The sequence below is a fragment of the Chryseobacterium indologenes genome (genome assembly GCA_016025055.1).
Lineage (GTDB): Bacteria > Bacteroidota > Bacteroidia > Flavobacteriales > Weeksellaceae > Chryseobacterium > Chryseobacterium indologenes.
In genome coordinates, this window is the sequence record CP065590.1 from 3,488,956 (window position 1) to 3,512,336 (window position 23,381).

A 23,381-nucleotide genomic window follows, 5' to 3' on the forward strand; every position below is an offset into this window, starting at 1 on the left:
AAACGAATCAAATCTGAAATCTCTTAAACTAATATCTAAAATGAGTACCATCCATTATCCATTACATCCCGCACAGCGAGATATTTTTATTGATCAGGTCATGAACCCGGCCAGCCTACGCTACAGCCAGGGTTGTTACGTACTATTAAAAGACATCGTGAATAAAAGTCTTTTTTTGTCACCTGTTAAGCAAATGCTGTTTGCCCATGATGTTTTCCGCTTACAGTTTGATGCTGATGAGCCGGATTTCCCGGCAGTGCTTGTATCTGAGCTTCCATCAACGATTTTTCTGGAAAAAGACTTTAGTGATAAGTCAGAGGAAGAAGCTTTGATATGGATGCATGAGCAGCTAAACACACCAATACTACTCAAGCCGGGAAATTTTCCACACCAACATTATTTCCTGAAGTTGAGTGATGACACGTATTGTTATTTTGTGCACTATCATCACATTATTTTAGATGGTTTAGGCTTATCCAATTGGTTTAAAGACGTGGCTGAATGCTATCAGGCGCTTGCCAATGATGTGTACTCACGCCAGGAAAAGCCATCCTATGTTTCGATAATGAAAACAGCAGACGAAGAGTACAATTCTTCTGTTTATGAACAGACTATGAACTACTGGAAACAAAAATTCACAAAACCCCTGCCGTCACTTCTTGAAAAGAAATATCCGATAACGGGTGAGGGTACCAGCGAATTATATACCGTAGCACTAAATAAGAAGCAGATTGATTGTTTAGCTTCTTTACAAAAGAATACCGGTGCCGGTTTATCTGCACTTTCCCTTGCTGTACTCAATATTTATTTTGGACATATAACCGGAGAATCTCAGTTTGCACTGGGAGTAACAGTTCATAAACGCAGAAGTAATTGGGAACGTTCCTCTGCAGGAATGTTTTCCGGTGTTTTACCATTTCCGGGTCAATATGATCCGGAGAAGACCGTTCGGGAATTGATGGCTGAGATCAGAGCAGCTCAGAAAGAAAGCTACCCGTATTATAAGTACTTGGTTTCCGACTTTAATGCTCTGTTTCCCGGTAAAGAAGATGGGGCACCACCTTTTGGGATTATTGTGAATCACGGCCGGCTTGATTTTAGGCTTGATTTTGGGCAAAATATATTTTCAGACCTGAAGCTGGTAAGAAATAATCATCAATCATTTCCGTTGGAAATATTCTGGCAGGAATTTGGTGAAAATCAACCGTTGCAAATAGAATTTATTTATCATAAAGCCTATTTTTCTCCCGAAGAAATGCAGCTTTTTGCCGATCGTTTTTTACATATTCTGGTACAATGTTCATTGAAGCCTGAGACTCAACTGAAGAATTTCGAAATATTGCCGCCGGAGGAATTATCATTGCTGGAACAATTTTCCAATAGCAAGGAAATATATTCTTCAGATGACACCATTATTTCCATGTTTGCCAGACAGGTTAAGGAAAGCCCCGATTCAGTTGCCCTTATCTCTGATGATGAAAAAATAACCTACTCGAAACTGGCAATGCTTTCTGATGCTCTGGCTTTTCAGCTTCAGAAAAAAGGAGTGATTCAGGGTATGCCTGTACTGCTGAGTATGGAACGTACCCCTCAGCTGATGATTTCTATTCTAGGGATCCTTAAAGCAGGAGCCGCTTATGTACCTGTCGAACCGGATCTTCCTACTGACCGGTTGGCAATATTAATGGAGGAAGTTGATGCTGAGATTGTAGTAACGACCAATGTGTATGCTTCCAGGTTTACTGATGCAGAAGTTGTATGTTTAGATACTTTAGAGCTGTTTTCGGAACAGGTAACCGATGTTTCTGTTAAAAGTACAGATTGTGCATATGTAATGTTTACATCAGGGTCTACGGGTAAGCCTAAAGGAGTAATGGTAACTCATCGTAATGTGGTAAGCCTGGTAAAAGCGGGAGATTATTTTCCGATTACATCCGATGATAAGATATTGGCTGCAGGTTCTTTTGCCTTTGATGCCAGTACTTTCGAATATTGGGGAGCTCTATTGAACGGAGGAACTTTGGTGATGGCTACCAAAGCAGAATTAATGGATACGGCAAAACTGAAATCCATTATCCGGACACAGAAAGTTACCAAAATGTTTTTTACAACAGGATGGTTTAACCTGCTGGCTGATACAGATGTTTCCGTATTTGAAACATTAAGTGCAGTAATTGTGGGAGGTGAACGTTTTTCGGCTCAGCATGGTAAAAAGGTGAGGAAGCATTATCCTGATATACACATTGTAAATGGCTACGGGCCAACTGAAAATACAACGTTCTCTTTAGCTTATTTAACTAATAATTCTTTGTCTGATGAGATTCCGGTGGGAATGCCACTTAATTATCGAAGTGCATATATCCTCAACAAAGATCAGAAACAGGTCCCTATAGGTATTACAGGAGAATTATATGTAGGAGGAGCAGGATTGAGTGACGGCTATTATAAACAACAGGAGCTTACTGCTACTTCCTTTATTTCACATTTATTCAAAGAAAATGATATAGAAAAGCTTTACAAAACAGGTGACCTGGTCCGTTGGCTGCCTGATGGAAATATTGTTTTTGTGGGCCGTGCTGATGATCAGGTGAAAATAAGGGGTTTCCGTATAGAGCCCGCAGAAATAACGACCGTATTGCTACAGTCTCCGATGATACAACAGGCTATGGTTGTCGCCCGGCCTGATCCTACCGGAGTTCTTCAGTTGATTGCGTACGTTGTGGATTCGGAAAATGCTTATGACAAAGATATTCTTCTGCAATGGCTTGAAACCAAATTACCTGGGTATATGATTCCTGCTCATATCATGTTGCTGAATGAGCTTCCTCTTAATGCCAATGGTAAAGTAGACCGAAATGCACTACCGGATCCGGAAAATACAGTGTCTGGGAAGATTGAGAATCCCCGTAACGAAATAGAAAATAAATTGGCAGAAGCATGGAAGGATCTTCTGCGGATACCTGAAGTGGGTATCAGAGATAATTTCTTTCATTTGGGAGGGCATTCCCTGATGGCAATGCGGGTAAGTGCTTTTATTAAAAATGAATGGAAACTTCGTGTAGCTCCTACCGTATTGTTTACCTGTAAAACCATTGAACGCCTGGCTGCCCATATCATAGAATTGCAGGGACAGAATATTTCAGATCCTGAGATCATTTCTGATGACCATCATACAGGTAATCTGCCACTATCATTCGGGCAGGAAAGAATGTGGTTCCTTGATCGTCTGCATGGATCAGTGCAGTACCACATTATTTCAGTTTTCAGGCTCACCGGTGAGCTGGATGTAGTATCTCTGGAAAAAGCATTGGCTTATATTGTTGACCGCCACGAGCCGTTACATACCGTAATAAGGCAGGAAGACGGAGTTCCTTATCAACATCTACTGGAGGCGGGCACCTGGAAAATGGATACGTATGGAGAAGATTCTTTGGCACTTGATGATGAAAGTATTCAGTCGGCCATCGATGAGTTGGCCATAATGCCTTTTGATTTGTCTGCTGAGCATATGCTTCGTGCACATCTTATTCCATTATCTTCTCATGAACATATATTAGTGGTCAATATTCATCATATTGCAGCTGATGGATGGTCTTTGTCCGTTTTATCCAGAGAACTTGAAACCTGTTATGAAGCTTTTCTTAACGGTAAAGAACCGGCATTGCCGATGTTGACAATACAATATAAAGATTACTCTGTCTGGCAACGCCAAAGTGAATCACTTATTAGTAAAAAACTTGATTATTGGAAACATAAGCTGAATGGGATAGCTTCATTGAATATGCCTGCAGATTATGCCCGTTCGCCTAAACAGAGTGTACAGGGAGATTCCATGAAATTCAAAGTGAATAAGATATTGACAGAACAATTGAAGGCATTCTCTTTAAAGGAAGATGTGACACTGTATATGACTTTACTGACAGCGTTTAAAGTACTGCTGCATCGATATAGCTCTCAGGATGATATTTGCGTCGGAGGTGCTATTTCCGGGCGTTTGCAGCAGGAGTTTGAACCTTTAATCGGATTTTTTGTGAATACCCTTGCTTTGCGCACGGACTTGGGAGGGCAGCCGGATTTCCGTGAAGCATTACACCGGGTCAAAGAAACACTTCTGGAAGCGTATGATCACCAGGAGGTTCCTTTTGAGAGAATTGTAGGGCAGGTGCAGGGAGATCGCGATACAAGCAAAAATCCTCTTTTCCAGATTGTATTTGTATTACAGAATGCACCGGATGTTGAGGTGAGTGCCCTTGGGGAGGTAAAGATTGAACCTATACCTCACCACTACCGCACGAGCCAGTTTGATCTGCATTTTTCAATCAACGAAACACCTGATGGTTTGCAGGCAGATGTAGTATATTGTACTGACCTTTTCAAAACGTCTACCATTGAAAGATTGGTTGGGCATTTTGAAACTCTGTTACATTCCGTAGTGTCTGCTGCAGATGTACCGATCAACAGAATGACCATGTTGAGTACAGCTGAAACAGAGGAATTATTATATTCATTCAGTGGAACCCCGGCTACTTATCCTACGGAACAAACGATTGTGGGCTTGTTTAGAGAACAGGCGATTCGTACCCCGGATAATATCGCAGTCAGTTTTGAGGGAGAACATCTATCCTACAGATCCCTTGACGAGCAATCCACAGCGTTAGCTATTCGCCTTAAAAAGGAAGGGGTTGAAAAAGGGAGTTTAGTGCCGATATGTACAGGACATTGCCTGGAAATGATGGTGGGAATTTTAGGGATTTTAAAAGCCGGCGGAGTATATATTCCTGTAGATCCGGAATATCCCGAAGACCGTATTCACTTTATCCTGACAGATATCAATGCTCCGGTTGTGTTAGTCATGGAAAATACGTTTCCGGTTGTAAAGAAAATATATGAATCAAAACTAATAACCCTGGACGGTGACTGGACGATGACAGGAGAATCCGTTGAACTTCCTGCCTGTGATCCTGAGCAGCCTGCTTATATTATTTACACTTCCGGTTCTACCGGCCGCCCGAAAGGAGTAATTATTCCTCATCGTAATGTCGTCCGCTTGTTTATAACTTCCGATCCGTTATTTGATTTTAATGAAAATGATGTATGGACAATGTTCCATTCCTATTGTTTTGATTTTTCTGTTTGGGAAATGTATGGTGCTCTTTTTTACGGAGGACGTGTGGTGATCGTTCCACGTTCAATAGCACGCGATACTATTGCTTTTACAACATTATTGGTGAATGAGGGAGTCACTGTTCTGAATCAGACGCCTTCAGCATTTTATGTTTTACAGGAGTATATTTCATTAAATCCGGTTTCGCTACAGGTTCGTTATGTAATTTTTGGAGGAGAGGCATTGCATCCGATGCGTCTGAAAGCATGGCATAAGATATTCCTATCCTGCAAGCTGATCAATATGTACGGAATCACGGAAACCACGGTACATGTAACTTATCAGGAAATTACAGAAAAAGAAATGAATGGCAGTGGGAGTATTATCGGTAAACCCATTCCTACCTTACGTGCTTACATTTTAGATAAAGATTTACAGCCGGTCCCGGTCGGGGTGCCCGGAGAATTGTGTATTGCAGGGGAAGGGGTCGCTACCGGGTATTTAAATAGAGAAGAACTCACAGCAGAACGGTTTGTAAAAGATCCGTTCAGTAAAAACGAATACGAAAAGCTGTACAGGGCCGGTGACTTGGGTAAATGGCTGGAAGACGGAACAATTGAATATCTTGGCCGTATTGATCACCAGGTGAAAATAAGAGGGTATCGCATTGAGCTTGGTGAGATTGAACACGCAGTAAATACATTAGCTGAGGTAGCAGAAAATTGTGTGGTTGTAAAAAATTCAAAAGATCAGTCAGATAAAAAACTCGTGTGTTATTATGTTCCTGAAACAAGTTCGGTACAACATCTTGAAAAGTCTCTTTTTGCTGATCAGGTGAATCACCTTAATAACCGGAATGATGAGGTTATGGTGATGATGGAAAAACAGATTCGTAAGGCGCTGGCCAATATCATTCCCGAATATATGATACCTACGGATATCATTGCTCTGGAACAAATGCCTGTGACCTCAAACGGAAAAACAGACCGTGGACTTCTTTCAAAGCTTGAAGACCAGGAAAGAAAAAGAAGCACCGGATATGAAGCACCCGTTTCTGAAATGGAAGTTGCAATTACCGGTATATGGCAGGAATTACTTGGTATAGAACGCATCGGTGTTCTGGATAATTTCTTTGAAATTGGCGGGGATTCTATCCGTGTCGTAAAAGTAGCTGCCCGCATTAAGAATAGGCTAGGAGTAGAAATTGGGGTAGCTGATATTTACGGAGCTCGTACAGTGCGTGATTTAGCATCATTATTAGAAAACAGCACCCGGGATAACGGAAATGAAATACATTCTGAAATTATCAGAGAGCTCGTTGAGCTCGAACAAAAATACTTACCATTGCTGAATATCCATAATCAGCTGGAATCTGTTTATCCTATGACCAGCATTCAGAACGGGATGATCTATGCGTCATTGCGTGATCCGGATTCTGCAGTGTATCATGACCAGTTCCTTTATCCGGTTAACCGAAAGATAGATAAGCTGGTTTTTGAAAAAGCTTTAAAGCTAATGGTTGATAAACATGAGACCTTCAGGACTACTTTCCATCTTGGACTACATGAAACAGGATTACAGGCTGTATCACGTCATATACCCGTGATGGTTGAAGAATTTGATTTGTCTGGTCAGGATATAAATGGGGTAAAGCAATACCTAAAGGTCTATTTGGAAAAAGAGCGTATCATTTCTTTTGATATTCAGGAGGGGCCGTTGTGGCGGGCTGCTCTCCTACACTGGAATGAGGGTACTGTTTTTATTTTGCAATTTCATCATGCTATCCTGGATGGCTGGAGTGTAGCTGCTTTTAATACGGAATTATTTAACCTTTATCTTCAATTGGAAAAAAATGCAGATTATCAGTTGCTTCCACGATTAAATGGGCACTATCGTGACTTTGTGAAAGAAGAATTGGCAAGAAAAAAACAGGGATCGGATCATGCTTTCTGGAAGGCTGAAATGGAAGATCATCAGAGGCTTGATATTTTTACATCCGAAGAAATCTATGAAAATACTGTGGTAGGATATAATGTCGAGGTCCTTCATCATCTGAAAGATGTGGCTAAAGATTATGGATTGTCATTAAAGTCTGTATTTCTCGGTATTAGTCTCTATGTTACAAGTATGCTCAGCTACCGACGCAAGATTACCATCGGGCTGGTTGCTAATAACCGGCCAATTGTAGAAGACGGAGATAAGTTGCTGGGATGTTTTCTCAACACTATTCCGTTTGTATTCGATATGCCAGAGCCGGGTGAATCCTGGATCAATTATTTTAAAAAAATAGACGAAAAATTAAAGCAGCTGGAAATTCATGACCGTACACCTTTGGCGGAGATCGCCCGGATCAACGGAGAATCTTCACCTAAGGAAAATCCTTTTTTGATGTTTTGTTTAATTTTATCAATTTCCATATTTATGACGAACTCGAAAAAGATCTTGTCAATGTACAGCTCGGAAAAGAATCGCTTACCGATACAAGCTTTGGAGTTGCCAATACTTTTCTAAACTTTTCCATCAGCCTTACCGGAGATGATATGAAAGTTGTCTTTTCTCTTTCCAGAATGCTTCAAAGTGGGAAGACAACTAAAGATCTGCAATATTATTTCGATTATATATTAAATTGTTTCCGCTATCGGGCAGAGCAAGAAGTAGATAAACAATTACTTTTACCGGCTACAGAACAAGAATACCTGATCAAAAAGCTCAATGATACTGATGCTGGCTTTTCAAAAGAAGCTACCCTTACCTCTTGTTTTGATAAAACCGCAGAAGCATATCCTGATAAAATTGCTTTGGTAGCACTGGATAAGGAGTATTCCTATTATACATTACAAAGATGGGTAGACCGGATAGCAACCTTATTAAGTAATGCCGGTGTCAGTCCGGGGATGTATGTTCCGCTGATGGCGGATCGTACGGCAAATACGGTTGCAAGTATTTTAGCGATTATGAAACTAGGGGCCGCTTACGTTCCTATTGATCCTAAGATGCCTGAAAACAGGGTTGCCATGATTTTGAATGATACCGGTGCGACGATCGTTGTTGGTCATCAATTGCCAGTGTTTGAGTTTTCTTCTGAAATTATATTTGTCAATACCACTGAAGCTTCCCATGTTACGGTAATTGAGGAATTTCCTGAGTGGTCTTCTTCTTCCTGTGCTTATGTAATCTATACTTCCGGCTCTACAGGAGTGCCAAAAGGAGTGCCTGTAAAACACAGGTCCGTTGTTAATCTTATTGAAGGGTGCAGTCAACAGCTTGGTTTCACAGCAGATGAGCGAGCATTACAGTTTACCAATTTTACTTTTGACGACGTCAGTAGAAGTCATGTTTTTATCCCTATTGAACGGATCAACTTTGGTATTGCCGGAAGATGAAGTATTGCATGATCCGGATCTTTTCTCCCGGCTTATAAAGACGGAACAGATCAGTCATCTGGTTCTCACTCCGGGCTTCCTGCAGAGTCTTGGGCATATCAGATTGTCTACTTCCCTGAAAAGGATTGTTGTTGGTGGAGAAGAGTGCCCACCTGCTTTGGCCTCTTACTGGTCTCAGTATGTGGATTTTTATAATGAATATGGTCCTACCGAAACTACAGTTACAGCCACAAGGTATAAGTATATCCAACCTTTAAAGAAGACGCCAATAGGCAAACCAATACAGAATGTCTCTATATTTGTTTTAGATGAACTACAGCAATTACTTCCTGCAGGAGTACAGGGTGAAATTTGCATTAGTGGAGAAGGAGTGACGGATGGATATCTGCACCGCCCGGACCTGACGGCACACAGATTTATACCAAACGAATTCAATACTGTTTCAGGTTCTGTTATGTATAGAACCGGAGATATAGGAAGATGGCTTCCGGATGGTAATCTGGAATACGAACACCGCGCAGATAACCAGGTAAAAGTACGTGGTTACCGTATAGAGCCGGGTGAAATTGAATCTGTTTTGCTTCAACATCCGGACATAAAACAGGCTGCAGTCCTGGTGCAAAAAGACAAGCATCATGATAATCGTCTGATCGCTTATGTCTCAGTAACCGACGAGTTGCCGGAAGAACAAATTATTTCTTATCTCAGAACGCAGCTGCCTTATTATATGATACCGGCTTATGTGCAGGTGTTGCCACAAATTCCCCTTACTATTTCAGGCAAAGTAGACCGAAATGCCTTGAGTATTGATTCTCCCAAAGAGTCAGAATCTCACAGGATTATTCTTCCTGTGAATGTCATGGAAAAAATGCTTAAAGATATATGGGTAGAGCTGCTCGGTACCAATGAAATAAGTACCGACGATGACTTTTTTGCGTTGGGAGGCCACTCTCTCACTACGTTACAACTGCTAAGCCGTATCCGCTCGGAAGGATATGAGGTGCAGTTGAAGGAGATCCTTTCTCATACCACAATTGCCGGACAGGCAGCTTTTCTTATGAATGACCATAAAGATCTTATAAAACCTGAAAAAATAGTACATAATGAGCATATCAGGTTGCTTAACAGGAGCAGTCATTCACAAAAAATATTCTTATTGCCGGGATCTAATGGAAATTGTGATGGATATGACGAGCTGGCTGATGCTTTGTCTCCTATGGGAGCGGTATATGGCATTCAGATGATGGGGGTACTGGAGGGTGAAAGACCACTGGATAATATGAGAGAAATTGCAGAAATTCAACTGAATTGGATCAAGGAAATACAGCCCACCGGACCTTATCAGTTTATTGCTCACTCTTTTGGAGGACATGCATTGTTTGAAATGATTAAACAACTGGAGCAAGCCGGAGAAAAAGTAGAAATGGCCGCAATACTTGATATTTCGACAACTTTACCAGAATCTTTTTATGATGCGGCGTATGTCATGAATTTTGTAATCGGCTCATTGATTAAATATAGATTGTTAACCACTTCAGAGCCGGAATGGAAAGATGACTTTCAGCATGAATTGTCAACCTTGATAGCTCAGAAAAAAATCCCGAATATTTCAGAAATGATGCAGAGCCGAACACTTGAAGACCTTGAAACTAAAGGATTAATACTCCGCATTATCGATTTGAATATTGCTAATATGATGCTTCATTATACCATCGAAGGCCGTGTTGATGCTCCTTTCATCTTAATAAAAGCAATGCAGGAGCGCGTTCCTCATGAGTTTCCGGCATTGGGATGGGAAAATCACACAAGATCGTTACAGGTGGAAGAGATTGACGGAGGACATTTTACTATGCTGTACAAAAATTTCGCAACAGAAATAGCTTTACTATTGCAGCAATTTATTGTTGAATTAACCGAGTAAATATAGTATCACTTCCCAAAAGTTCCTAAAGCCTGCAGTTTTTAATTGCAGGCTTTTTTTAATCATCAGACAATTTGGTCAATATATCAGAGTTATAAGGAAATTTGTAATTTGGTGTTCCGAAAATGTAGAGAGATCATCCACCGGTATGTTTGATTTGCAGGTGTTCGGAAAATATAATAGCAGAGGTAGCGCTTCAGTTTTTACATTCACATTCATACAGTGTTAGGTATTGTCAATCAGTGGTTTTTGGCCAGTGGTGCAGAGACGTTAATCAGGGTAATAGAAAAAGAATGTACAGCATTAAACTGCCTGCTAAAAATTTAAATTTAACATTCAGGGAATGGAGGACTTCAATGACTTTCAGGTTTGTGAAGTTTTAAAAGAATTATCAGAAAAATAAACGGTATGGAAAATATGAAAAAATGGTTAAGAGCAAACTGGTCTACCGCTCTTTTAATGGTAGTGTTTATTATTCTTCTGGTCAATAAAGATGCAAAAGCGTGGCTGATGAGACAGGTAGCCTCTACAGGACTTCTCAATTCTTCATTTTCAGGTTCTAAAGATAAAAATAAGAAGATTACCTCTGTCGAAAACATGAATTTATCTCTTAAAAAAGACGATGGTTCTGTGATCAATACTGCCGGTTTGAAAGGGAAGGTAGTCTTTATCAATTTCTGGGCTTCCTGGTGCCCTCCATGTCGGGCTGAATTTCCTTCGATACAGGAATTTTACGACCAATATAAATCCAATCCGGACATGGTATTTCTGACGGTAAATCTTGATGATGATTCGGAATTGGGCAAAGTGTATATGAAACAGAAGAATTTTACACTTCCTTTTGTAATTCCCGCAGGTCATATTCCAACCCCATATTTCAGTGGATCTCTTCCCACTACCGTTGTACTTGATAAAAAAGGAAAGGTTCAGCTTCATCATCAGGGGCTGGCCGATTACAGTAAAGAATCATTTTATCATGAGATTGATGCCTTATTATCGGAAACTAACTAAAGCTTAAGGTACCGGAATTTTTTCTGTAAACGGCAAACCCTGCCAGAATAGGTAGGGTTTGCCGGGCATTATCTTATTTTGGTTGCTGTTGTGTTACACAATGTACCATTCCGCCGTTGGCAAATAAATTTCGGCAATCAATTCCTACGACCTTTTTATCCGGATACAGGTTTTGGATCATCTGGTTGGCCATTGCATCATTAGGATCATTGTAGTTGGGAACCAATACACGGTTATTAGCAATATAATAATTGATGTATGAGGCCTTGCCTACATTTTTTCCATAGGTAGTAATAACGTCTTTTTGAGTTAAAGGAATCTTTACAAACTGATATGGAGCACCATTTTTTCTGGTGGCACTGTACAACCGGTCAATATCAGCATCCGGTACCTGCCAGTAGGCAAGGTTATCAGGATTCATCGTAATAATTGTTGATGAATTGGCAAATCTTGCAAAACCGTCAATGTGCATGTCGGTAATATCCAGTCCGGCTTTTCCGTCAAGCCAGATAAATTTGGTAACGCCCAGATTTTTGGTAAATATTGCTTCTGCCTGCTGTTGCGTCATTCCGGGGTTTCTGTTGTTGTTCAGGACAGAACTTTTACAGGCCATCAAAACTCCGTCTCCATCAATTTCCACACTGCCACCTTCGTTGATCATTACAGAATTGAGATCGATTTTGGGCGTATTAGTAGCCGTGGCAATCTTGGAAGGTATGGCGTTACAATGATTAAAAGCTGCCTTATTTCCCCAGCCATTAAATCCCCAATCCTGAATAAACAATTTTCCACTTTGATCCTTTACATAAATAGGTCCGTTATCTCTTACCCAAAAGTCATCAGTCTCATAAAGCTTAAAATCAATATTATTCAAAGAAACACCTGCGTTGTTCAGTAGATCGGTTATACGATCTTTTTCGTAGCGGTCGTAAGCGATGATGTGAACTTTTTCACTTTGTACAAGTTCTTTGGTCATCGCCACCCATGTAGGGTCAAGCCGATTGCGGTACGTTGTGCCATACTGATATTCGTGAGGCCATTGAAGCCAGGTTCCTTCGTGCGGAGCGGATTCTTCGGGCATGGTATACACCACAGATCCCGGTGTAGGATTCGGGTTACCTGATGGATCTGATATATCTCCCTGACTACAGGAGAGCAGAATAGCTGGTAATAGTGAAAATAAGATTTTCTTTTTTTGCATAATGATCTATTTTGATAAGGGCAAAATTAGATTCATTTGTACATTGAAAGTTGTCCCAAATTGACAATCTACTTTAAGGGTAATAAAATATACGTGAGTTGTTCTTCTTCATTACCGGCAATGGCTGCATGTCTTTCATATTTTTCTATAATAGGGGAATGCGAAAATTCAAGACCGGAGTTGAAAATCCAGCGGGAATAAATTTTGGTATAGGTCTCATCAATCGTGTCATAGCTTCCCGTATGGATAAACCGGGCGTATTTGCCTCCTAAAATCGTTTTGGAAGGCAGTTTTTTATTACTTGCCTGCACACTCACACAGGCATCATACCGGCAGCTGATTTCAGTCTTGATCAGGGGTTCATCTGCAATAATTCCAAAGTAAACCGCATCAGAAGCCTCAAATTTATTTTCCAGAAAATTTTCCCATAGCAGTTCAATTTCTGCATTATTATAATGGGTATGCACGCTTTGATAAAAGACCTGGACCGGTTTCAGGTATATAATTTCGGGCTCCAGAAGGACACCTGAGGTTATCGGAACCAGCTCTGGGCCGCAAAGTAATCTTTCTTTACTGAGCTTGGCTTCCTTGGGAGAAATTCCAAAATGCTGTTTGAAAGCCTTGGAAAAAGATGCGATATTGGCAAATCCTACTTCAATACCGATGCTTGTAAGATTTTCTGTGGTATAGAGGATCCGTTTATAAGCGTTTTCCAACTTCAGCCTTTGCTGGAAAGCACCAATGGTCTCACCGCAACTGTATTTAAAAATACGCTGGATATTCCTGTATGAATAATGTGAAACGTCTTCCAGATCCTTTACTGAGATCTGTTGATCATAATTTTTCTCTATAAAATGAATGACTTTATAAATGCAGTTCAGGTTATCTTCCATAAACGGGTTACTTTCAGAGACAAACGATCCGGAGTAGACTGCAAATGTAAATAAAAAGGTCTACTTATTTTGGGTAGACCTTTTGTTTTCTGTTAAATTAGAATAGCATTTAGTTTCTTAAAAACTGTCCTATTCCTGTTGCATCAAAGGTAAATGCCGATTGATTCTCAGATTTATCGATTTTGCTGCTGATGGTTAATGCCCATAATACCAGTTCTTTGCAGAAGTTTTGATCTTCTGTGCCCAGTTCAGATGCATTTTCTTGAACGAGAGTCACTAAAGGAGAAATTTTATTCAGTTTCGCGTAAAATTCCTCATCCGTGTCATTGTAGTTGAGTTGAAGGTGGTTTTTATTAAACCATCTGATCAGATCGGTATAGGGTGTCTTAATATCTTCTTTTTCCAGTTTAGGAATGCGGGGAAACAGGCTTTCAAACTGTATCATCACAGCCTTATCAATTAAAATTTTTGCTACATAGTCGGCACCTTCCTGTTCACCTTCATACACCAGTTCAATTTTTCCTGTAATAGAAGGGATAATTGACATAAAATCAAGCAAGCGAACGGTAGTTTTTTCCGAGCCGGATTCGATAAGCCGTAATTTTGCTGCTGCAACCAGGTTTTCCATGGCGCTGATCGTTAAACGGGCACTCACCCCGCTTTTGGCATCCACGTATTCGCTGTCACGGGCCACGAAAGCTACTTCTTCCAGAAGATCTTTAGCCAGGTCAGGGATTTGAATCTGAGATCTGTCTTCCGCTGAAATCATGGCTTCCTGCTCAGTAATCTGGCGGGCCAAAGCAATGGTTTTAGGGTAGTGTGTGAAAATCTGAGATCCGATTCTGTCTTTCAAAGGAGTTACAATACTGCCACGGTTGGTATAGTCTTCAGGATTTGCAGTAAAGATAAATTGAATATCCAGCGGCATTCTCAATTGGAACCCGCGGATCTGAACGTCTCCTTCCTGCAAAATATTAAACAATGAAACCTGAATTCTGGCCTGCAGGTCGGGTAATTCATTCAGTACAAATATAGAACGATTGGCGCGGGGAATCATTCCGTAATGCAGAACCCGTTCATCAGAATAGGGTAATTTAAGCGTAGCCGCTTTGATAGGGTCTATATCACCGATAAGATCGGCAACATTGACATCAGGGGTCGCCAGTTTTTCAAAGAAGCGGTTGGAACGATGTACCCAGGAGATCGGAGTTTCATCACCCAATTCGGCAATGAGATCTCTGGCATATTTTGAAATAGGATGAAATGGGCTGTCGTTGATCTCAGATCCTTTTACCACGGGCATATATTCATCAAGCAGGTCAACCATACTTCTGGCAATTCTGGTTTTTGCCTGTCCGCGAAGACCCAATAAATTGATGTGGTGACCGGCAAGAATTGCTTTTTTCAACTGAGGAATAACAGTGTTTTCGTAGCCCCAGAGACCTTCAAATACGGGTTCTTTAGCCTTAATTCTCGAAATTAAATTGGCCTGAATTTCCTCGCTGATCGTTTTATCAGTATAGCCTGAGTCTTTTAATTCTTTAAATGTAATATCGTTTTTCATTTTCTTTTAAATACTAATTATCTGGATGAGATGTTTTTAGAGAGATGCTTTAGGGCAAATCTCACTATATTCTCTTTATTCTGTTTTTTTCGTAATCTTCAAAAATCATTTGTCCTAGACCTGAAAGGCCTGTCAGAAAGGCTTTTCCTTTATTCTGTGCGGTAAATGCTTCTACAAACTGACGCAGATAGGGATCCTGAGCGATCATAAACGTAGTAATCGGAATCTTTAGCTTCCGGGCCTGTGCGGCTCTGTTGAGACATTGGTTGACAATCATCTCATCCAGACCATAGCTGTTCATGTAAAATTCACCGGTTGGCAGCTGGATGCAGCTCGGTTTTCCATCGGTAATCATAAAAATCTGCTTATTGGTATTCCTTTTTCTGCGGAGAATATCCATGGCAAGTTCCAGGCCTGCAACCGTGTTGGTATGGTAGGGCCCTACTTTCAGATAAGGAAGGTCTTTGATTTTAATGGGCCATGCCTCATTTCCGAAAACAATAATATCGATGGAATCTTTTGGATATTTTCTCTTAATTAATTCCACTAAAGCCATCGCAACTTTTTTAGCCGGAGTAATGCGGTCTTCACCATATAAAATCATGGAATGGCTGATATCTATCATCAGTACAGTACTCATCTGGGCCTTGTGTCTGGTTTCCTCTATGATAAGGTCATCCTCTGTCAGTCGTAAATCTGAGATACCGTTGTTGACCTGAGCGTTCTTTAGACTTTCCGTCATATTGACTGTTGAGATATCATCTCCATATTGGAAAGACCGGTTTTCACCCTCACGTTCATCACCAATACCCGTTTTGGTTGTACGATGATTTCCTATACCGCTTTTTTCAGTTTTCCGAAAATCTGTTCCAGGGCGTATTCGCGTAATGCGGCTTCCAGTTTAGGAGTCAGTATATTTTTACCTTTTCCTGCTCCGGAATTACCATCTTCAGGGTCTTCTTCCTTGATATATCCTCTTTTCTTCAGATCCTCTTCAAAGTCGTGAATGGTATATTCATCATCAAAAATATCATATTCCTTATCCAGCATGTCAAGCCATTCGAAGGCCTCTTCAAGATCTCCGGAGGTATGGGTAAGTAAATCTCTGAAAATATCAAAAACCCTGTCAAAATTTGATAATTCTTCCGGAATATGTTTACTGAATGTAAAGCCATTCTGAAAATTAAGATTTTTGTTTTTCATAAAAAATGAAGCTGTTTGCTGTTATCTGATTTTGAATACCTGGTCATCCTTCCATCAGAAGTTTTCCGATCAAATTCATCAAAGTATTCAGAATTTTTTACTTTTTTAAATGATACAAGTTAGGAAATAATCATATCAAGATCCCGGATGATAAATAGAAAATACTAATGACTGCGATACGAAATGAATATATAAGGGGTTATCCTGCTTTCATTAATTTCTGATTTTACTGGGAATAATATTATATTTTCTCTTGAAAGCGGTGGAAAAATGTCTCGGATTTTTATAACCCATTCTTTCAGAAACCTCGTTGACATTTAATTCTCCGCTGATAAGTAATTTTTTCGCTTCTTCCATTTTGAGATCATTCCAGAAATTAAAGACGGTTGTTCCAAATAATTCTTTAAAGCCCTTTTTTAGGGTAAACTCATTGGTTCCTACCTGATGGGCAAGATCTGTGAGCGTACAATTTTTACTGAGATTAGCCACGATATAATCGCGGACTGCATGTATTTTTTCTTCATTCCGTTTGGAAACAGTTGATATTGAATCTTTAGTGCTGAAAAACTGTTCAAGCTGCAAAAGGAGCAGTTCTGTAATTTTGGCTTCGAGATAGATGCGTTTGAAAGTCCCTTTTCTGTTACAATGCATAATGTCAGTAAGGATCTGGTACATTTCTATACTTATCCGTCGGTGTTCAGGAACAATCAGGCACGAATTCCGGTCTTCAATAGCAGTTCTGAATGCCTCAAACAAACCAGAGTTTTCAGGAAGAAATTTTTTGAAAAAACCGGGAGCCAGGTTAATTTCCAGGATTTGCATATCATGTCCGTCGAACTCCATCTTGCCACACATCTGATGAGCATAGATAATATTGTGCTGATCGTTTTCAAAACAAATGATTTTCTGGAAATTTTCCGACTGCGCTGCGCTCTTACCACTGATCGTAAAATGCATTTCAACGCTGTCAAAATCACTTTCTATATACAGCATAAGCCGGCGGGCCAGAGAAACGTTTCCAAAACCAATATGAACATTCTCAAAACAAATCTCATGATAAAAACCATTTCCGATAGGAGGTTTTATATGAATAACTGATTCCCGGATCTGCCCGTCATTTTGGAAGAACGCGTCCGGGTATTCCTTTTCAATCAATGTCTGTTCCGTCTTTGCATCGTATAATCTTAATGTCATTGTTCTGGTGTTGGGTTAAAGTTTCCGTTTCGCGGACTTTTTATTCCGTTTCACATCCTCTCATATCCGGATTTACCTGATACTTTTGCACAAAGATAATTTTATTTAGAATTATTCTTAATAATAGAATTGCTTTTTATGAAAATTCATATAACGTGAAAAGAATATTGAGATAAAAAATAAGTGTAATACCAGATACGGATGATCATTGTTTGTAACAAACGTTATCGTATCATGCTTGGAAATTAAAGTATCAATGACTATCAAAACAAATAATTAATACATAATATGAAATATTCACAAAAAATAAACTGGTCTTTTGCCGCTGCCATTATCGTATCTCTTTGCTGGCTGATAGGCGATATATTTGTAGCAGGATTTGATCCTGATCCTGCTGATTATCCCTTATTTTCAAAAACGTATGCCGATCAGGCGGATGTAGAATTTGCCACTTTAATGTTGGAGGGTTCGGCATCACGGCTGATGTTTGGAGCTCTGATCGGAGCGCTTACAGGTCCGTTACTGTTGCCGGCAACCTGGCTGGTATATCAGTTTTTTAAGGACACTAAAAAATGGTATGCCGTCTTTGTCTATTGGGTTTTATTGGTAGGAGCGGTTTTATCTCCTTTAGGGCATGCAGGATTCTTTTATGTGGGAGAAATCTATAAAGCAGTATACCATACCGATCCCGTGGCGCATTCTTATCTTTTGGAAACGGGAAGAAACTTTATGAAAATGCTGAACATAGCCTGGGGAGCTGCGATTGGTGTCCTTGCTATCGGCTGGATTTCATTTGCAGTGTGTATTTTACTGAATAAAACCCTGCTTCCGAGATGGATGGCATTACTGACTCCTTTTATTCTGACTTTAATGATTATTCCGTTAAAAGGACTGTTACCACTTCCTTACTCAGGATGGGTGGGAGGAGCGATTTTCAATATCGCTTACACGATTTTCTTCAGTACATTGCTGTTTCTGTTCAGAAAAAGATTGGTTCATCGGTAGAACCTTTTCAAAAAATATTTGCTGAGAATGCAGGGTTTAAACATCTGATTGTCTCATTGTTATTGTTTTTTTTGTTATCGCATTGACTTTGATCTGATGAAAATGATACTTACAATATGGATAAAAAAGTTGTTAGTTTTGAGGAAGTAGGTCGTTGTAAAATGACGGGGATAAGCGTGCAGCAGGATAAAGTTCCTGATAAAAAATAGTGACATTGTCAAATATTTGATAGGCCCCAACTTTTGCCATCAATCTAAAAATATACCTATACACTAGGAAATTTTAAAACTTTAATTGAATTTTAATGTAAAAAAGAATTAAAATTTGTAAGTTTTATCTCATATTTACTATTATGACAAGACAAAAATTACTTTAACTTTGCTAATTAAATGATATACATTGATTAATGCAATTTAATTAATGATATTATATTATTTGGAATTAATAATAAACGAACTGAAGTAATTAAGAAATTAATTTAGCATATAAGTAAATATGGCCTACAAATTCTTAAATTTTAAATTGAGAAAGATTGTTCATTACTCATTAATTCTCTGTATTTTATTGATACAGGGGATTATTGCAATATTTTTTTATAACGAGTTTGTCAATGAAAAGAAACTGAAGTTTATTAAGACCCAGCTGGAGGAAAGCCGTGCGTTAGGCGGATTGACAGACAATTCGAGGAAAGATTTCATGGATGCGCAGGATCACCTCCAAAAATACATGATCAATCAGGATAATAAAGAGCTTGATCTGTATTTTCAATCACTCAGAAAACTTAAGAATAATTTTGACAAAATCGGGGAATATGAAAAGGCAAGTCCAAGGCTAAAAAATACTCTGGCTAAGCAGAAAATAGATACCCTGAAAGTGACCAGACTTAAAAGTCTCATGGATTCTGTGTACAAAACTTCTCTGAAGCCGCCGGTAAAGATGGATGAAAAGCCTTATGAACCTGAAAAATACAAAAATAATTTTGAAAACCTCAATATCCAGACTCGTACGTATGCAGATACGATAAAAAAGAAAGGATTCATGGGGCGTTTGAAAGATGCTATCACCGGTAAAGTAAATGTTCAGAAGGAAAGTACTGTGGTTACTTTAACGAATAATAAAACGGTTGACCTGTCTAATCTTAAATCGGAAGTGAGCAATGTGATGAAGTCTATGGACAAGCATTATGCTGCCGAAGTGAAGAAAGTACAGCTATACGCGGCCAGGAACCAGAGAAATAATATTCAGTTTTATAGTAATTTCAGCAAATTGCTAGTCTACAGTAACGGGCTTATTGATGTATACGAAAATGCAATCAGGGATTTTAAGTCGGAACTGGAAAAGGAATACAGCAAGCAGAGCTCTGCCAATAATAAAATAAGAACGTATCTCGTATTAGGGCTGATGGTCTTAATGTTTATCGTCTCTATTCTGATCATGTACTTTACCAGAGTTGCCTTTATCTATGAACGTAAGCTTAATGCTGAGAACGAAGAGATTAAAAATAACCTGAGTTTTAAAAACAGAATACTGGGAATGCTGAGCCATGATCTAAGGTCTCCGTTGAAAATCATCAATATCTTTATTGACAAAATTTACCGGACTACAGATGATGAGACCATAAAAGACTACCTGAAGTCGATCAAATTTACCAACAGTACGTTACTTCTGCAGTCTAATCAGATTCTGGAGTATACAAAGAATCAGGATGCAGAAAAAAAACTTATTAATACAGTTTTTAATCTTAAAGATGAAATCAGTTCTATTGTAAAGGTAATTACGCCGTATATAGAAACAAGGAATAATAAATTTGTTGTGACAGACAGAATTCCGGAAGGAACTATGGTCAATTCCGACAGTATCAGGATGAATCAGATCTTTATGAATATTCTGGGAAATGCTAATAAGTTTACAGAAAACGGACAGATTGATCTTACCATGATTACAGAAACCATTGGCGAGCACAAGATTGCTTTTACAACAACAGTGGCCGACACGGGAATCGGGATATCGGAGTCTGATCTGAAGAAAATCTTTGAACCCTATTATCAGGGAACAGTATCTGATGAGGTAGATAATCTCGGGGCAGGTCTGGGACTTAATCTTTGCAAGGAAATTGTAGAGCTTTTCGATGGTGATATATCCATCTCCAGTAAGCTGCACAAAGGTACGAAGATAACATTCAAGTTAATTTTAAATACTAATAATAATGGAGTTACCAATTGAAAATAGAGAAATAATTTTTCTTTTAGCAGATGATCATAGTATTGTGCGACAGGGAATGGAGATTGTAATCAGCGATATAGCTCCCAATGCGAAGGTGTACCATACATCATCGTTACAGCAGATCACAGAACTGGTGGAGTCTAAAGATATTGAAATGGCTGTCATTGATGCCCATTTTCCGGATGGGAACAGCCTGCATATTATTCCTGAAATCAAAAAAGTAAATCCGGCTATTAAAATTTTGATTTTTACCGGACTTGAAGAGGATCTGTATGCCTTAAAATTTATCAAAGCCGGAGCTAATGGGTATCTTAGTAAATTAAGCGAAGAAGAAGAGGTAAGGGAAGGTCTCACACAGTTTATCAAAAAAGGAGAATATTTCTCTGATACAGTCCGAAAATTGTTGGTACAATTTATCTACAATCCTGATCTGATAAGTCCGCTGAGTCCTTTAACCAAACGGGAACTGGAAATTGCAGAAATTTATGCCGATGGATACGGAAACCTTGAGATCGCCAATCAACTGAATATAAAGCAGAATACCGTAAGTACCATCAAGAAAAATATATTTGAGAAATTAAAAATAGAAAACCTGGTGGAGCTCATAGACCTCATTAAAACACATCATAAAATATAAATTTCCACGTCTTTTATCAGACTTTTTTTTTCGTCAAAATTTCAGCATCGATAAATATCTATAAGGTGTCCGACATGTATCGAGTGGTATTATAGGGGATCATATGCTCTAATGTCGTTACTTTGTATTATAAAATTTACCAAATGAGAAAAACGCAAAATTAAAAGTATATTTTACTTATTTGCAATCAGGTAAATCATTATGACTATACAAATAATAAACTATAGTAATATACGACTACAAATGATGAAAAAAATAAATAAAAGCGTATAAAACACAAAAAGAAGTTAAAAAACAGGCCTTATAAGTCAAGTTCCTAAAAAAGGAGGCGGGAGAGGCCTCCTTTTTTTATGTCTATATTTTTGCTCATCCAATTCTCTTTTTTATCAAATGATAAACAATATTGAAACATATCTCTTTAGCTTTGCAACAAAAAAATGGCTGGAGAAACAGATTTGGCGGTATTGCTTCAACATATGGAACCCGTATTGAATCCGGGAGAGTATGTGTTCTGCAACATGGAGAACCTGGACAGAATTCCCGGTATGGATGAGATATTATTTTTCTTTCGGGAAAAGGAGGCGGTTACAGTTGTGTTGAAAAAGAAACTGCCGACCAACGGAATCTTCAATATAGCTATATTTCCTCATGGATAACTTTAAGTATTCATTCTTCGCTAGAAGCTGTAGGGCTAACAGCAGCTTTTGCCAACGCTCTGAAACATCAAAACATTAGTTGTAATGTTGTGGCAGCGTATTTCCATGATCATATTTTTGTTGCGAAAGCAGATGCTGAAAAGGCGATGGAGGCTTTACATAAGCTGAGCAAACCATAATGTTATTCAACGTTGCTACAGAAAATTCAAATCATAAGATTGGAAATTGTATCCACTCGGCATTTAATTTTTTCAAAATAATTTTCAGCTTTCCTAATGTCTGATTAAATCCCGGATATGTCCTGTTTAACCTGTTTGTAGATGTTTTGCCTGTTGGCAGAGACTATGTTTGCACTATCAATTAAAAATAAACAACAATGAAAGCAATCAGAAAAATCTCCGTCGCAAGCATGTTATGTTTAACTCTTTTCACGGTAGTGACAATGTCCTGCAGGGAAGAAAATGAACCTCCCACGATTCAGGAGGTACAGGGTGACAGCCATCAAACCGCCAAAACCAGATATGTAGAGGTAAAGGGAAATGCATTTGCCTACCGTATTCTGGGGAAAGATCAGGGAATTCCTATCGTTTTATTACCGGGGCTGGGAGGATCCATGGACGACTGGGATCCTGCCGTAACAGACGGCCTGGCCAAAGAGTACAAAGTCATTTTGTTTGATAATAAAGGAGTCGCGGCTTCAAAGGGAGTTACCCCGAATACAATTCAGGGAATGGCAGATGATGCTATCGATTTTATGAAAGCTCTGAATTTGGCTAAAGTAAATATCATGGGCTTTTCAATGGGGGGATTTGTGGCACAGAGAATTGTTTTAACTGAACCTTCGCTTATCAATAAGGTAATTTTAACGGGTACCGGCCCAAAAGGTGCTATAGGACTAGCCAATTTACCGAATATTATCGCCGGAACAGCAGGATTAAGTGCTGAAGAATCGTTCCTGAAATTCGGATTCACAGAATCTGCGCAGAGTATTGCAGCCGGGAAAGCTTCTTTTGCAAGGGTTCAGCGTCGTATGATTGACAGGGATCTTCCTTTAAGTGATGCCACATCCAATTCTCAGTTTGCCGCTGTTTTAAATTGGGCACAACCTGACGCCAATGCACTGAATGAAATAAAAAACATCAAGCAACCTGTATTGATTGCTCACGGTGAAAATGACCTTCCCATATCGGTGCAAAATGCTAAAAATATGAATCAGAATTTAGAACATTCGGAGCTTGTGATATTTCCGGATTCCGGACATGCTTCTTTCTTTCAGAACCATGAGGCGTTTGTAGCGAAAGTGAACACATTCTTAAGTAAATAATCGATTACAAATTATAATTACATACAAACAGCCCTCCACTAGGATAGGCTGTTTTATGGTTT

The 23,381-nt window shown here is 39.2% G+C and carries 12 protein-coding genes and 2 pseudogenes; 9 read left to right on the forward strand and 5 right to left on the reverse strand.

The features are described from left to right. Positions 1–40: 40 nt before the first annotated feature. The 4 genes from H3Z85_16055 (at position 41) to H3Z85_16070 (ending at position 11,419) form a co-directional block, all read left to right on the forward strand. Positions 41–7,615 carry an amino acid adenylation domain-containing protein gene (locus tag H3Z85_16055; GenBank protein ID QPQ50886.1) on the forward strand — a complete coding sequence of 2,525 codons (7,575 nt, stop codon included), beginning with the start codon at positions 41–43 and terminating at the stop codon, positions 7,613–7,615. Further along, entirely contained in the window at positions 7,498–8,487 is a 990-nt protein-coding gene (locus H3Z85_16060) for an AMP-binding protein (GenBank protein QPQ50887.1), read from the forward strand. The genes H3Z85_16055 and H3Z85_16060 overlap by 118 nt, the downstream gene beginning before the upstream one ends. Further along, the gene (locus H3Z85_16065; GenBank protein QPQ50888.1) at positions 8,384–10,408 is read left to right on the forward strand and encodes an AMP-binding protein; all 2,025 of its coding nucleotides are present in this window, start codon (positions 8,384–8,386) and stop codon (positions 10,406–10,408) included. The genes H3Z85_16060 and H3Z85_16065 overlap by 104 nt, the downstream gene beginning before the upstream one ends. Positions 10,409–10,816: 408 nt before the next feature. Then, entirely contained in the window at positions 10,817–11,419 is a 603-nt protein-coding gene (locus H3Z85_16070) for a TlpA family protein disulfide reductase (protein ID QPQ50889.1), read from the forward strand. Between the two features lie 73 nt (positions 11,420–11,492). Here the strand turns inward: H3Z85_16070 and H3Z85_16075 are convergent, their stop codons facing one another. The 5 genes and pseudogenes from H3Z85_16075 to H3Z85_16095 form a co-directional block, all read right to left on the reverse strand. Then, positions 11,493–12,620, reverse strand: a complete 1,128-nt coding sequence (locus H3Z85_16075) for an agmatine deiminase family protein (GenBank protein ID QPQ50890.1) — start codon at positions 12,618–12,620, stop codon at positions 11,493–11,495. A 68-nt stretch (positions 12,621–12,688) separates the two neighbouring features. Beyond that, positions 12,689–13,513 (reverse strand): AraC family transcriptional regulator, encoded by an 825-nt coding sequence (locus H3Z85_16080; protein ID QPQ50891.1) that lies wholly within the window; start codon positions 13,511–13,513, stop codon positions 12,689–12,691. A gap of 109 nt (positions 13,514–13,622) precedes the next feature. Further along, positions 13,623–15,077, reverse strand: a complete 1,455-nt coding sequence (locus H3Z85_16085) for a sigma 54-interacting transcriptional regulator (GenBank protein ID QPQ50892.1) — start codon at positions 15,075–15,077, stop codon at positions 13,623–13,625. 64 nt (positions 15,078–15,141) lie between these two features. Further along, a pseudogene (locus H3Z85_16090) lies at positions 15,142–16,280 on the reverse strand (hypothetical protein). A 213-nt stretch (positions 16,281–16,493) separates the two neighbouring features. Then, complete coding sequence (locus H3Z85_16095) at positions 16,494–17,474, reverse strand: helix-turn-helix transcriptional regulator (GenBank protein ID QPQ50893.1); 981 nt, start codon at positions 17,472–17,474, stop codon at positions 16,494–16,496. A gap of 288 nt (positions 17,475–17,762) precedes the next feature. On the opposite strand from H3Z85_16095, the gene H3Z85_16100 reads away from it, so the two are divergent. From H3Z85_16100 to H3Z85_16120, 5 genes and pseudogenes are all read left to right on the forward strand, one after another. Beyond that, positions 17,763–18,479: a hypothetical protein gene (locus tag H3Z85_16100; GenBank protein ID QPQ50894.1), complete on the forward strand. Its 717-nt coding sequence runs from the start codon at positions 17,763–17,765 to the stop codon at positions 18,477–18,479. 495 nt (positions 18,480–18,974) lie between these two features. Beyond that, a complete protein-coding gene (locus tag H3Z85_16105) occupies positions 18,975–20,702 on the forward strand; it encodes a HAMP domain-containing histidine kinase (GenBank protein QPQ50895.1) in 1,728 nt (575 codons plus the stop codon). After that, positions 20,686–21,339: a response regulator transcription factor gene (locus H3Z85_16110; protein QPQ50896.1), complete on the forward strand. Its 654-nt coding sequence runs from the start codon at positions 20,686–20,688 to the stop codon at positions 21,337–21,339. Before H3Z85_16105 ends, H3Z85_16110 begins: the two co-directional genes overlap by 17 nt. A gap of 437 nt (positions 21,340–21,776) precedes the next feature. Continuing rightward, positions 21,777–22,174 (forward strand): annotated as a pseudogene (locus H3Z85_16115) (ACT domain-containing protein). 197 nt (positions 22,175–22,371) lie between these two features. Beyond that, on the forward strand, positions 22,372–23,319 hold the full coding sequence (locus H3Z85_16120) for an alpha/beta hydrolase (protein ID QPQ50897.1): 948 nt from the start codon (positions 22,372–22,374) through the stop codon (positions 23,317–23,319). The last annotated feature ends 62 nt before the right edge of the window (positions 23,320–23,381 follow it).